At 55.6% G+C, this 14293-nt stretch carries 12 protein-coding genes; 8 read left to right on the plus strand and 4 right to left on the minus strand.

Annotation, left to right across the window (positions count from 1 at the left end; genetic code table 11):
* Positions 1-3 precede the first annotated feature (3 nt).
* The 4 genes from AB1L30_RS13170 to AB1L30_RS13185 are packed head-to-tail and all read right to left on the minus strand — an operon-like array spanning position 4 to position 4165.
* Positions 4-1584, minus strand: a complete 1581-nt coding sequence (locus tag AB1L30_RS13170; RefSeq protein ID WP_367013880.1) for a DUF1559 domain-containing protein — start codon at positions 1582-1584, stop codon at positions 4-6.
* Positions 1585-1587: 3 nt separating this feature from the next.
* On the minus strand, positions 1588-3084 hold the full coding sequence (locus AB1L30_RS13175; protein ID WP_367013881.1) for a hypothetical protein: 1497 nt from the start codon (positions 3082-3084) through the stop codon (positions 1588-1590).
* Positions 3081-3620, minus strand: coding sequence for a hypothetical protein (locus tag AB1L30_RS13180; protein ID WP_367013882.1), 540 nt, complete (start codon positions 3618-3620; stop codon positions 3081-3083). The genes AB1L30_RS13175 and AB1L30_RS13180 overlap by 4 nt, the downstream gene beginning before the upstream one ends.
* Positions 3617-4165, minus strand: coding sequence for an RNA polymerase sigma factor (locus AB1L30_RS13185; protein ID WP_367013883.1), 549 nt, complete (start codon positions 4163-4165; stop codon positions 3617-3619). Before AB1L30_RS13185 ends, AB1L30_RS13180 begins: the two co-directional genes overlap by 4 nt.
* 302 nt (positions 4166-4467) lie before the next feature.
* Between AB1L30_RS13185 and AB1L30_RS13190 the strand changes: the two genes are divergently transcribed.
* The 8 genes from AB1L30_RS13190 (at position 4468) to AB1L30_RS13225 (ending at position 14291) form a co-directional block, all read left to right on the plus strand.
* On the plus strand, positions 4468-4857 hold the full coding sequence (locus AB1L30_RS13190; protein ID WP_367013884.1) for a BlaI/MecI/CopY family transcriptional regulator: 390 nt from the start codon (positions 4468-4470) through the stop codon (positions 4855-4857).
* Entirely contained in the window at positions 4854-8576 is a 3723-nt protein-coding gene (locus AB1L30_RS13195; RefSeq protein WP_367013885.1) for a carboxypeptidase regulatory-like domain-containing protein, read from the plus strand. The genes AB1L30_RS13190 and AB1L30_RS13195 overlap by 4 nt, the downstream gene beginning before the upstream one ends.
* A 418-nt stretch (positions 8577-8994) precedes the next feature.
* Positions 8995-9984, plus strand: a complete 990-nt coding sequence (locus AB1L30_RS13200) for a glycosyltransferase (protein WP_367013886.1) — start codon at positions 8995-8997, stop codon at positions 9982-9984.
* 11 nt (positions 9985-9995) lie between these two features.
* Entirely contained in the window at positions 9996-10796 is an 801-nt protein-coding gene (locus AB1L30_RS13205; protein ID WP_367013887.1) for a hypothetical protein, read from the plus strand.
* A gap of 58 nt (positions 10797-10854) precedes the next feature.
* Positions 10855-11679: a hypothetical protein gene (locus tag AB1L30_RS13210; RefSeq protein WP_367013888.1), complete on the plus strand. Its 825-nt coding sequence runs from the start codon at positions 10855-10857 to the stop codon at positions 11677-11679.
* A complete protein-coding gene (locus AB1L30_RS13215) occupies positions 11676-12641 on the plus strand; it encodes a polysaccharide deacetylase family protein (RefSeq protein ID WP_367013889.1) in 966 nt (321 codons plus the stop codon). The genes AB1L30_RS13210 and AB1L30_RS13215 overlap by 4 nt, the downstream gene beginning before the upstream one ends.
* A gap of 17 nt (positions 12642-12658) precedes the next feature.
* Entirely contained in the window at positions 12659-13555 is an 897-nt protein-coding gene (locus AB1L30_RS13220; RefSeq protein ID WP_367013890.1) for a capsular polysaccharide synthesis protein, read from the plus strand.
* A gap of 142 nt (positions 13556-13697) precedes the next feature.
* On the plus strand, positions 13698-14291 hold the full coding sequence (locus AB1L30_RS13225) for a hypothetical protein (protein WP_367013891.1): 594 nt from the start codon (positions 13698-13700) through the stop codon (positions 14289-14291).
* The last annotated feature ends 2 nt before the right edge of the window (positions 14292-14293 follow it).

A 14293-nucleotide genomic window follows, 5' to 3' on the forward strand; every position in this document is an offset into this window, starting at 1 on the left:
CTGTTACTGCGGAACGACTTCGCCTCCTTGGTGGGTCAGCATGGTCTGAATCTTGACAACGTTCCCGTCGGCAGGAAAGAAGCCAGCACTTCCATCGAAGCGACTGTAGCAGAAGCCGGGCTCTTCGGGATCGATCAGCGACTTCATTGGATCGTCCAACTTGACCGATAGATCCTCCGGGCTGGTCCAGACAACTGCCTTCGAGCGAGGGGCTTCGACGATCGCAATCGTGTTCGATGTTCCATCGGTCAGATCGATAAAGCCAAGCTTTCCCAGGTTCTCGCCTGGCATGCCTTTCCCCAACGGGACTTGGAATCGTGTCTTCCCATCAGCGGCCAGGTCTTCGTCGCCAGGGATCGTAAACAACTCTGGCATCTTCTCGGCGAGCTTGACGTTGTGGGGGCTATCCCACGGTTCGTCCAGATGAAACTGATCGTACAGTTGCTGCTGGCCGATGAATGGCAGCACGTGTACACGCCACGACAAAAGTGGTTTGTCATCAGCGTCGCGAGTTGCCTGAGGCGGGAACTTTTGCTCTTCGCTAGCGGCAAGCGTATGAAACGCCAGCATCATCTTCCTCAGGTTTTTCGTCGCCGCGGCTCGCCGGGTTTCAAAGGAAGCCTTCTCGGTTGCCTGGGCGGCAAATTGGCTTATTCCCTGAGCTAACATTTCACCAATCACTTTGTCCTCGGGCGAGGTCGCCAGCACGATCTGCAACCCGTCTTGCTTTGAGTTGATTTGTTGGATCGATTCCAAATACTTCTCCGGCAGCGTTCCACCATTCATGGCCAGACTCAGTTTCGCAGCGGCGGTGAACTGGTCAACAAGCTCCTTCAACTCCGTGGCGCCATTCGCGTCGACTGCTTGAAGTGTTAAGTTGAGCGAAGGCCGAGGCGCCGCTACCAACTGGAAACGTGCCCACTCCAAGCTCTCGGGAAAATCGGCGATGCCGGGAATAACTTTCGTCATGCGTGGATCTTCCGCCAGCGGCACCAGTACTCGTCGAAGGCCAGGCATCCACAGCAGCGTTTGCATCGCCAGATTGGAGTCGTCCGAGATCAGTTCCACAATCCTTGGGTTGGGAACATTGGGCTTTTCGTCGAGAAATTCGGCAACGACCTTCGAGCTTCCAAGTACCAGCGTCGTCTCATCCAGCAAACGCACCTCCCACCGCGATCCTCCGGGCAGTTTGCCTGATAGGTATTGCTGATTCTCATTCTCCAATAGCTCTAGCGACTGGATCTCCTGTAGCCGCGGAAACATCTTGGCAATGGGTACCGCCTGCTTGAGTTGAATCACACCGCCAAAACGTGGAAATCCGTCCGCTTCGACTGGACCTGCGTACATCACCATTGAGGCGACATTGCTTAGTTTCTCGCCGAGTCCCGACTCAACTGTCGTATCGAGTCGCCCCCAGGGCACCTTTGCCAAGGCTTCACTGTCGATCATGGACGAAGGTCGGCAGACCATCACCAGGCCTGCGTCTTCTGGCACATACTTCTTCACAAGGTCTTGCTGGGCCGAGGCAGCTGATACCAGCAGCAACCACCCCAACATTGTCCCGCCTAAACTGTATCGAATCATCGTCTACTCCTTGGACGCCTGAGGTTTGGAAGGTGCCAGCTTTAGCACGAATTCGTAGCAGTATCCGGCTTGCCCCATCGAGAACATCGCGATGGTCGGATCCTTTTCATCCCGTTCATATTCGAATGGCTTACCCGTGTACGACGAATTCGGCGCGGGCAACCCGCTCAGTTCGTCGAGTCTTGCCGGAAATACACCTTCGGCGGCGGCATAGTCTCGTAGCGACTCAATGAACCGCAGGGCTTCGATCCACTGGTCGTTCCGTGCGATGGCAATGTGTACGTACTTGCTGCTTCCAATCCAGGAAGTAACCAGCGACTCTGGGGCAAAGAAGCCGTCCGTTCGCTGATGCTGCTTGGACTGCTCATAAAACTTCGCCGCCTGGTAATAAGGCAAACCAAACGGGGCGAACACTTCGTCCCGAATCTGATCGCATTTAATCGCCGCATGTAGCAGCACAGCGCGACTGTCGGGCATCGCATCGACTACCTTCTGCGTATAGCCCATCTCGCTTACCAGTTCCTTTTTGATGCGTGGGGCCTGGCTCAACGCCATCCCTTGATACGCGAGGCTTTGCAGCAAGTTGTTTCCACCGGAAGGCTTTCCATCTGGCTTCGGTTGCTGTGCGATCCACCGATTCACCAGGCTTCGGAGCTGCTCGTCCCAATAGCTGCGGCTGAAGTTTTCTTTCGAGTCACGGGCATGATAAATCTCAGGGAACATGCTTCGCAGCAGGTTCATCTCGGTATCGAGCGCGTGCTTCGCGTCGATCAACGGAGTGGGAAGCATGGTTAGCGACCAATAGATATTCGGGCTATCTGGTAGTGCCATCAGTTCGAGGGTTGCCCGGTGCATCTGCTGCGCGATCGCCAGACCGACCAGGTGATTCACAAAGAAGCCACGACCACCCACGTTTTGCGCGAGGGCATAGCCGGTTTGCAGATCCGCGATCGCTTCGGCCCGTTTGCCAGCCGCCAGATTTCCACGAATGCGAAGCATCAACAGCCGCGCCAGGCTGCGGCATTCTTGAACCTCGTTCAGGTAGATCTGCATGATATCGGTCTTCGATTCCCGAAGTGGAAAGTCCCACTCACAGGTCGAACGTCGCGCAGCCATCGCGGTTTCGCGAAGTGCTTCCTGGAAAGGTTCGAGCCGCTCTTCCAACTTGTCGACGGGGATCTCATCCAGCGGCATCTTCATCCAGGACTCCCAATCCTCCCAGAAGCCTTGAGGGTCCTTCATCTGCTGGAATTTCTGACTAGCCGACAAGATGGCGCGATAGTAAAGTGGGGCCGCGTTTCCAGGCTGTTTCTCGGCCAGAGGAGGCAGAAGCGACACTTCAAGGACTGGCGGCTTCGGTGCCACAGCATGAAGTGTAATTTCGTAGCGTTCACCTCGGGTACCATCTACCTGAATTTCTGTCTCGACAATATCAGCACCAGCCGAGGACAGTAACAGCAAGCTGAGTAGCGAACCTGCCAGGCACCAACCGCGCATCATCGAATCCTCCTCGATTCAAGCATCGGAAACACGGGCAAGCTGTTTGGTTGGCTTGCCCGCGGAATAAACTGCGGTTCGACTTCAACGTCGCGAAGCAACGACCCCGAGCGCAACCCAGGCTGTGCCGATAACTCGTTGGAATTGTGCATCGATTCAAACAAGTTCGTAATCACATCTCCCATCGCCAACTCGCCGGTGGGCTTCGCCATTTCGTCGATTGCCACGTGACGGTTCTCTTCGTCGAGCAACGGCTCGATCGGGCGAGGTGGTTCCAAAGGTCCTGGAGCCAACGGGGTGACGTCCGTTGGTGCCGCGATCATCGTGGGTCCGAGCGCGTCTGGCTCTTCCGAGCGTGGGTTGACGCTTTGCACGATCAATCCAACCAGTAGTCCGCAGCAAAGACCTTGCCAAACGCGCAAGGTCCGACGTTGGCGACGCTTTGCAGCCTGCTCGCCGCTGGCAAACAGAACCTCGTCACGTTGAAAGTGTCCCAGCGACGGCACCATCGATTTTAGTTCGGCCTCGAAGGGTGTCATCGATTCCGGTGGGAGTTCAGGCTCTGGGAAGGAGGAGGACATGGCTCATTCAACTCGCTTTGAAGAAGGAAGATTGCATTTTGATATTCGCGATGCGCGGTGCTTTGCGAAACACCGATCAGCTCGCCAATCTCGCGAAACGACAAACCGCCCCAAATCCGCGCGACGACGATCTCGCGCTGCTGTTGTTCTAGCTGGGCCAGCGATTCGACCGCGCGCCCCGCATCGATTTGTGTCCCAGGTTCCGAGACGAACCACGACTTGCGATGCTGGGCGATTGCCTGTTCGCGTTCGCGACGCCTCTGCTCGCTTCGCCGCTGACTGACGGCTTCGTTACGAACGACCCGGTAGAGCCACGCTCGCGAATCTTCGGGCCACACTTCTAACGAAGCGAGCTTAATGAATGCCAGCTGCACGACATCTTCCGGATCACCACAAAGTTGCCGGGCATACAGCATCAGTGCCCCCGCATGCCTGTCCAACAGTCGACTCAATCGAGCGACGTCGGTTCCGTCCTGGGGATTGGATGGCTGTGGCGGTGACAAGTTCGAGCACTCCGAGCTTTTTACCTTTAAGACGCCACCCAACCAGGCTTGTCCCAGATTGGTGAACAAAAAGTTGTTCGGATTCCGCGTGAGAAGCTTTGACAAAACCTGTTCAGGAATAGGAATCGCCGAAAATGGCGAGTTCGTCAGGCTGGAATCATTCTGGGAATCTTTCCCGCATACGTCCCTAAATTTGCCAACATTTCCATTGACTACATTTGTAGGCACCCGTAACCTACAGCTGTAGGCAGATTAACTATGGCTAGGCAGTGCTCACATTACTGATCGATGGATCTTATGCGATGAATGGTGTCAACAAGCTTCCGACGCTGTCGGAAACGCAATGGGAAATTATGAACCTGATCTGGGATCGCGAGTCGAGCACGGTCAGCGAGGCGTGGCACGTTCTGAAAGAGCGGCGGGGCGTTTCGCGCAATACGGTGCAAACCCAGATGGTTCGCCTGGAAGAAAAAGGTTGGCTGACACATCAGGAAGAGGAAAGTGGCTTCCGCTATCTGCCAACCGTCGGTCGTGAAGAGACGCAGGAAAGCAGCGTCCGGCGTTTCGTGAAGATGGTCTTTGATGGCTCAACAGAAGGATTACTTCTAACGCTACTCAACGGAGGCGAGCTTTCTAAATCGGAAGCCGCGCAAATTCGTTCGTTACTCGACTCGCAGAGGAAGAAGAAATGATTCCATCCAACTGGACCGAGTTCGCCATCCTTTCGATCGCCCAGGTCAGTCTCATCTGCCTTGTGACGTCACTCTTAATTGCCTTTCAGCCGCACCATCCGGCCCGTCGCTTCAGCATGGGCATGACCGGTTTGTTGCTACTTCTCGCGGCTCCGCTGTTCACGTTGTTGTTACCGGTCTCCAGTTGGCGGGCGGAGACGAAGGCACCAGCGGCGCCAGCGAAGGTTGTCGTTCAGATTCCAAGGATCGCTGAACCAACGCCAGTCGCAGAATCGTTTCAAGAGATCACCATCGATCGGCAGGCGCCCCTCGATCTACCGTTGCCCGAGCATGTAATCGAATCGGAACCTCCGGTCCCCGCATCCTCTCCGTCGACGATGCCGGAGACGCTCAACACGCCACCAAGAAGCAAGACTGCGGGTACGTCGCCATCGAATTGGAATGTAGCGGGCATGCTGTCGGCGATTTGGCTGTTGGGTGCTACGCTCTCGGGCATGGTCTGGTTCCTGCGAAGCTTGATGATTCGCAGATTGATCCAGCGTGCTGGTGTGCATCAGTTGACCGAGGAAGAGCGATCCCGTCTCGAATCAGTAACCCAACAAGCCGCAATTGCAGTCGGCCTGACTCAACCGCCATCGGTAGTGGTCAGCCAACTGACGATGCCATTTGTTGTCGGTATGTTCCGCTCGACCGTCTACGTTCCAGCGAATCTGCTTCAAGCCGATCAAACGGAAGCCCTGCGCGATGTGCTCATTCACGAGTTCGCCCACGTGGTTCGACGTGATGGACTTGGTAGTTTTCTGCAGCGCGTGGCAACGCTGGTCTGGTGGTGGCATCCGCTGGTCCATCTGCTTGGTCTACAGATCTCGCGGTCACGGGAAGAGATCTGTGATAACTACGTGCTGAATCAGGCCGAACCGATCCAGTATGCCGAGACCCTCTTTCATCTCGCATCGACCGCCTCGCCGTGGAACACGCCAGCACCGGTGCTCAACATGATTGGCTTCCGTTGGACAATGACGCAAAGGATTCGCGGTATGATTCATCCCAATCGAAACAAGGTAACCCAGTTCAGCGTTCGCTTTTGCCTGGTGATGCTGGCTCTATTGGGCGGAAGCCTCTATCTGATCGGAGGCGTTCAGGCCGACGAACAACCCGTAACGAAGAAGCCGCAGCCAACAACGCCCATTGCAGCCGCATTGCCTCAAGCCGTCGCGCCGCCGCTGCAATCAATACGGCTTCATGGCAAGTGCCTCGACGATCGCGGCGATCCTCTGCCAGGGGTAACCATTCAAGTGTTGCGGATTGCTTCTGACTTCCGCACAACGACGCCCCTCGCCAAAACGGTCAGCGACGAAGAAGGGCGGTTCGAGTTTGCCGATGTCGAGACAGCCGCGACACCCCAAGGAGATTTGATGCTCGTCGCCGCGTTGGCGGAACATGCCTCCGCGGGCAAACGTGTTGGGCCAACAAACGCAAAGTCGGAAGAACGAGACCTTGTTCTGGCCAAGCATCCAGTGAAGCTGACCGGATTTGTCAGCAACGACAAAGGGACCGTGATCCCAGGTGCGACCGTTTATGTGACCAGTTGCGGCCTGGAGCCGATTCCGGGAGTCTGGACCGCCGTGACCGATGCCAATGGTCGTTACGAGATATCTGATCTTCGTCGTTGGAATCCGGAAGATACGGCTACGTTCGACAAGAAGACTGGCGTCGGCATGATGACGACCGGAATGAATTTCTACGTTTCCCACCCGGACTATCCGTTGACAACCGCCCTCGCAAGTCGCATTCCCGACGAAGTCAACGTCACGCTAACAAAGGCTGCGATTGTGGAAGGCTCGGTCATCGACGACGTGACCGGTAAACCAGTGGCCGGAGCTCCGATCATGGCCCAGGGGATCGCTCGCGACCGCACGTTTGAAACCACGACCGACGCCGATGGCCGGTATCAGTTGCGAATGACGAAAGATCATTACAACATCTGGTCTTCCATGGACGAACGTGTTCCTATCGCGGTTAAGAATCAGGCAGCCATCCCTGGGCAGACCTTGAAGAACGCCGACATTCACCTGGTGACGGGCGGGTTTATCGTCGGCAAGGTCTATCAGTCTGGCGAACAGCTATCTAACGGAACGGACGCGGAAAGCGGCCGTCCGATTTTTATCGCCCACTACGGACCGGCCCGGCCCAAGACCGGTGCCGCGGTGACGTCGGCCCGTGTCAATAAAGATGGAACCTATCGCTTGCGCGTCGCCCCTGGCGGCAACTACGTCTATTCGATGACGAATAGCGGAACGCGAGCTTACGTTCATGTTCCGCCGGGTGCCGAGGTGACGCAGGATATCCATCTCGACGAAACACCACCCTCCATGGCGGAAGATGCCGACGATCGTCTGGCGCGTTATCTTCGCCACCGAGCCGAGCGGGAAGATGCTGGCGAAACGCTCGCCCCAAGCACGTCGAATCAGACCTTCTTACCAAGCCGTCTACGATCAGAAACGCCCACAGGCAAGCTTCTGGATCGGTTGGAAGAAGTAAGCAAAGGTCCTGACGTCTATACGGATCGCTGGGCCAAGATCATCCAGCAGATCGTCGAGCTCGGCCCCGACGCGATCCCGGAATTGAGCAACGAACTTTCGACCTCCGAAAGTGGGTTGATGCAAAGCTGTTGTGCCTTCGCCTTGCGAGCGATTGGTGACCCGCAGGCCATTCCGGTACTCATCGAAAACATTCCTCGGACGCTCCGCGGCCCCAGTTCCGACATGGGTCTGCGAGCGACCGACCCCACACTGACGAAGTTCATGCAACAACATGATCTGGACGAAAAGAATGAAGACAATCGCTACGGACTGGGTCGTCCCGTTCGCGAAGTCTTCGGAGCACTTCAGAAGCTTACCGGTCAGAAGTTTGACGAAGAGACGTTGTACGGGGTCTTCGATGGGGGAACCAGTCGGCAGCGGCAGTTGAAACGAGATCTGTATCAGAAGAGCGGGAACCGCTGGGCGGCCTGGTGGAAAGCTCACGCGAATGAGTTCACCGCTGATCCGTCGACCGTGCAGATCGAGTTATTGCCACTACCAGCGTTGGAACCGGAACCTCAAGCATCGCAGTTTTACGCGGTTGATCCACAGCTCGGCAGCTTTGTTAACCACACGCTGGCGGCTTACCAGGAACCGACCAATAAGTTGACCTTTGTCTTCGAAGACCTCGATACCGGTCGTCGATCTCCTTTGCCCGAGAAGTGGAAGAAGCTTGAAGACCCCGCTTCGCACGAAGAGGAAATCGTGGCCTGGGCAACGGAGGAAGGCTACGACTTGATGGGCACCGTCTATCAACCGCCAGGCGATGCCGAGGGAGTTTTCGCCATCAAGCTGCTTGGTGGGAAGGCCTGGGAATTGAGCCGCGGGTATTGGAACAACATCCCCGCCAAGGTCAACTGGGAAGGCCTTGCCCAACAGTCCCATCCGGTCGACGACTTGCTGTTGCACTTCGATCAAGAGAAAGAAGTCATCGAACCGAAAGCCCATGCCCCGTTCATGCTGGAAACGTCCCACGGAACACGACTCATCTTAAACGTCGGGGTGCCGGTGCACGACGACACGCAGACCACCGGTGGCGTCTATCCTGGCGACAACGAGCTAAACCCGGTCGGTTTTCGTAAAGGACGGCGTTTTGGAGGAAGAGTGCTCGTTCCGGCAACCGGCAAGAGTCGCTAGCACGCCAAGTAATATCGCTCTCGTAATGCAAGATACATAACAAATGCTGCGTAGTTAGACTGGCAACATTTCCCGTGGAGGCTCGAATTCGACTTCCAACTCGCCGTGCGAGAAACGCCTCAGCGGAACCTTTTAGCTAGCAGCCACCCATGATGCTATCCGTCGAAATGGCCACATCATGTCCATTTTGAACACCCCTGAGAAGCCTGCTTTACCCAGGCTTCCCGGGTTGCGGACATCCCCAAGAAATATCGGCACAAACATCGACCTTTATCTAATTCACATATAGCGCATGACTCATCTCCTCCGATAGTAGTGGCATACCCCACCATTGGTTCGAAGCTGCTTTCAATTCTTAGGGGCAAAAAGAACGATTGCAATCGGCTTCATTTGACGTTCCAGCTTACGTGAATCTGCAATGAATGATCCGGCCAGCATCAGCATTGTCGTATCCACGTACGAGCGCCCCGGCCATTTGGCGAATTGCCTGCGATCGATCCAGAATCAGGCAATCAATGCGTGCTCGTGCGAAGTGATTGTGACCGACGACGGATCGCAAGGTCCTGAAACCGAAGCCTGCGTTGCCGCCTTTGCCCAGCAGTGGCCAGGCCGCACCATCTTTTTGACGCAGCCCAAAGAGGGCTTTCGACTTGCGAAATGTCGCAATCGCGCTGTCGTCGTTTCGACCGGTCAGCAGCTTGTATTCCTCGACGCCGACTGCATCGTTCCGCCTCACTTTCTGCAGGCGATGACTGGTGGCTTGAAGCAAGGCGTGGTGTTGGCCAGCGACTGTTACCGTCTTTCGCAAGCAGCAACCGCGGATATCGACAACCGGGCGATTGATACTTGGGAGATCGATCCGAAGATCGAAGTAACGGAACGTAGAAGACTTACGCGGAAAACCTTTCGCGCGAGGATCTACAGCCTGTTGTCCATCCCGATGCGTCCCCGACTGACCGGCTGTGCGTTCGCTTGCCATCGCGACGATCTGCTGAAGATCAACGGCTTCGACGAGAACTACATCGGCTGGGGCTTTGAAGATCGCGATCTTCAGCGGCGGCTGGCGATGAAAGGTGTCCGAGCCCGCACGGTGCTGCATCGCGTGAAAGCGGTGCACCAGTGGCATGCCACCGACACAACCTTCGCCCGCAACGGGATTGGTACCGCGAATCGCGAATATTATCATCGCGCCGAAACATCAGCTTACTGCGTCAATGGGCTGGATCAGTATCGGTGCGAAGCGATCGACCGCATAACCTTTCCAGCTCGTCGCGATTGGCAAGTCATCGCCGACATCGCTCAGCTTCAACAGCAGACATCAGCGCGGCCGCTGGTTGATCTGCTCCTACCCACGCTTCCAAGCGATCAGGCATACTCCCCGGTGCCGATCCTGGTTCATTCCTTGTAAGGAAACCGAGCATGAAGATTCGCAGCTTTAAGCATAGTGGCCCACTAACCCGCATTGAACGGATCTGCCTCGCCTCGTTCGCAGCCCATCACGACGACGTCGAACTGCTCAGCTACACTCCGATTGAAAACCTGCCAGAAGGTGTGATCGCCGTTGATGCCAACGAGATCCTCCCTGAATCGAGCAGCCTGTTTCGTAAGAATTCGCGAAAGGGAATCGAAGCGATCGTTCGCTGGAGGACACTCCTTGAACGCGGCGACTGCTACGTTTCCACCGATATGCTGTGCATCCGTCCGTTCGACTTTGACGAACCGATCGTGTTTGGTCGCAAGTCGGACGTCGACAGTTACCGCTGGGGGCATCAGGCGTTGATCTTCCCGGCGCATCATCCGGCCTGTCAGTTTATGCTCAATCGCTGTTTGAATCCCCATTTTCCCGTGCCAGGCGAGAAGCTGCGGCATCGGATCAAGAAAGCAATTCGCCGTCGCATCACAGGCGACTTGCGACCGATCCGATCCTGGATTGTTGGGGACGAAGGAGGTTTTCAGGTTGCGGTCGATCAGATGCAACTCGATCACCTCGCCCAGCCGATCCCGGTCTTCTTTCCGATTCATGAAGCCCGTTGGCGAAGCCCTTACGACGACACCTTCCGCAACGACTGGGGCATGCTTCCTTCAACGCGGGCCGTCTATCTGAACTCGTTCGAGGTGCAGCGAAACAAGTTTGATTTGGAGGCTCCATTCGAGCCCGGCTCTTTAATGGACTACTACGAGCAGAAATATCTCGGAGAGCCACTATTGATCGCGGCTTAAGCCGTCTCAGCGGCCACTCGTTTCTTAACGATTATCCCTCGCACCACATGGACGTGCCATGCGAACACCATTACGAATTCAAACGCTATGGATCGGCGACCGCCTTTCGCGGCTGGAACAAGTCTGCCTGGCTTCGTTTGCTTATCATGGGCATCCGGTCGATCTCTACGTTTACGATGATATTCAAGGCGTCCCCGACGGTGTCACGCTTCGTGACGCGAACGAGATCATTCCGCACGAGCAGATCTTCACCTACTTCAACGGATCGTACGCAGGCTTCGCCGATCTGTTTCGCTGGCAGATGCTTTACGATCGGGGAGGCTGCTGGATCGATGCCGACATGCTGTGCATCCGAGAATTCGACTTCGAAGCTCCCATCGTTTTCGGGCGCGAGATCGATCTGGCGAAGAACATTCCCTGGACAGCGGCCGTAGGCGTATTGATCTTTCCGCAGGGGCACGAAGTGTGTGCCTACATGGCGGATCGTTGCCGACAGCCGCACCGCATCGACCGGTTCGATGGGCCAAAGCAGATCGGCCAGAAGTTGTATCGCCGCTACGTTTCCGGCAATATCGTGCCCGTTGGCTGGGGAAGTGCCGGAGGTCCGATTGGTTTCTGTCATGCGATGCACAAATTCAATCTGCATCAATACGAAGTTCCCACGACGGTCTTTTATCCGGTATCTGGTGCCCATTGGGAGAGCCCGTTCGATCAGACGTATGCTGAAAGCTATCAGCTGTTTCAAGCGACCCGTGGCGTGCACTTGTGGAACGAGATCTTACGCCGAAGCGATTTCGATAAAGACGCGCCCTATCAGCCGGGCTCGCTGATGGATTACTACGAAAAGCTTTACATGCCGCAAGTTCAAAGGATGGCGGCATGAAATGGCTCTCGTATCGCAAGCTGGCCAAGCAAGCCGAGCGTTTGGGAATTAATCGCCTGGTCCGCATGATTGGATCGTGGCGCGGCTTGTTGGTGCTTACCTATCATCGCATCGGTAACGCGGATGCCTGCTCGTTCGACCGCGGGGTCTTCAGTGCCGACGAACCACTCTTCCGGCAACAGATGGAGTTCGTCCGCGATCACTTTGAAGTGGTAACCATCGACGATGTCATCGAGAAACCGTCCCACTATTGGCAGAACCGTCAGGCCGTCCTGATCACCTTCGACGATGGATACGTCGACAACTACGAAATCGCATTTCCGATTCTTAAGCAGCTTGGTATCCCGGCGTTGTTTTTTGTCGCCACCGATTTCATCGACCGCCAGACAATCGCCTGGTGGGATGAGATTGCCTGGATGATGCGGCAGATACCTACGGATGAAACTGCGGACGAACTCGACGACAAAATCTGCGAAGTCGTCGAACGTTATTACGGTTTGATCGGCTCGGAAGCTGAAGACTACCTGGAACAGCTCGGCCGCGACCTGGGATGCGGACGATTTGAAGGGAAGTCGCCGCTGTGGATGAACTGGGATATGCTTCGCGAGATGGCTGCCAATGGCATGCGTTTCGGCGGGCATACCGTCACCCACCCAATTCTTACTCGCATCGACGAGTCTCGCTGGGACCACGAACTGTCCGAAGGGAAGCGCCGCCTCGAGGCCGAGACCGGAACCGCAGTCGAGGCATTTAGCTATCCGGTCGGCAATCCTGATTGCTTGAGCGTCCAATTGATGGAGCGGACTGCCGGTCAATTTCAAGTCGCGTTCAGTTGCTATGGAGGCGTGAATCATGCCTCGCGAGACTCTCGCTGGAACCGCTTGAATTTACAGCGTTGGCCGATCTATGGACCGATGCGACAGTTCCGAATCACCGTCACGTGGCCACAACTACAGAACTAAGTCAGAGGACGCTTCCCATGCGAATTCAAACCTTGTGGATCGGTGGCGAGCTCTCGCGGCTGGAACATCTTTGCCTCAGTTCGTTCGTCCACCACCATCCTGGTCAGGTCGATCTGTACTGTTACGACGACGAGGTCGGCAACGTGCCTGGTGGAGTTCGTATTTGCGATGCGAACGACATTGTGCCTGCGAGTTCGGTGTTCTCTTACTTTAAAGGATCGTATGCAGGATTCGCCGATCTGTTTCGCTGGGAACTCTTGCTGAAACAAGGTGGCTACTGGATCGACACCGACATGCTTTGCATTCGACCGTTCGATTTCGAGCAGTCGATTGTGTTCGGCAAAGAGACCGAGAGTTACGGCAAGACGTTTTGGAGCGCGGCGGTCGGGGTTTTAAAGTTTCCCGCCGGGCATCCGGCCTGTCAAACGATGGTCGATCGCTGCTTGAATCCGCATCGGGCCGATCGCCTCGATCGTCCGGCGCAGCGTTGGAAGAAATGGTATCGACGAAACTTCACCCGCAGCATCACGCCAGTGACGTGGGGCGGAGCAGGGGGCCCCAAAGGCTTCGCTTACGCGATCGAGCAACACAATCTCCAGCCGTATATGTTAGATAACACCGTCTTCTACCCTGTTCACGGAACCCTCTGGCGAAGCCCCTTCGACGCAACGTACGAGGGCGACTACCATCTCTTCCAGAAAACCCGCGGCGTCCACCTTTGGAACGAAATGCTCCGCTCCAACGGCTTCGACAAAAACGCCCCCTACCAAGAAGGCTCGCTGGCAGCTTACTACGAACAGAAATACGTTGCCGCAAAAGAAAACGACCGGCCGTCACTGCGGATCTTTGCCGTGCATGAGCATCAAGTTGACGATGCCAACCTAGAAGTATCAAGCGTCAGCCGCGCTGCCTAACCCTTTTCATTCGCAACAATGATTTCACTCGGCATCCCTTTGCATCTCCCTATCTCTGCACGGTATTCTGTATTTGTCCAATAGAAGATCCCCAGTGCTTTCTATCATTGAGTTTAGTGAGATGATCTAAGGACTTTTTTGCATGCCGTCGGAATCGGACACAGATGAAGACCGCCAAAGGGCACTGCTGCTATTGGTGGAGCGCTTTCGGAATGGCGATGATCTCGCCGCAGCAGAATTACACGCGATTTTCGCTGGCGAGATGCTGAACCTCGCCCGTCGCCATGTGGCAGGCTTTCTGACACCGTCAGCTGTTGACGTCGAGGGGATTGTCAATTCCGGATTTCGTAGCTTCTTTAGTGCCATGCTCAAGCCGAATTTCGACTCCCGAGGTGGTAAGATTGGTGGCTTGCTTTCGGTAATCGTCAGCCGCAAGGCATTGGTAGCGCTACGGAGAAAGTATCCAACAGCACTTCCGCATGAGTCGGTCGATGCCGTTGCAGAGGTTGTTTCGGCTAACCTTCGACAGCAATACACCGAGGACGATGCCTTTGCGGATCTCCAGGTAGTGCTCAAGCCATTGCTGTCGACTATGACGCTCAAGGAGCTTGAAATCATTCACAGCCTTCTCGATCCATTCGACGAACGTTCGATCGTCGAATTGGCGAACCACCATCATTCAAGCACTGCCACAATTCGCGAGCTTCTCGATCGAATCAAATCTTCGCTAAAATAGCG

The organism is Bremerella sp. JC817 (assembly GCF_040718835.1).
Lineage (GTDB): Bacteria > Planctomycetota > Planctomycetia > Pirellulales > Pirellulaceae > Bremerella.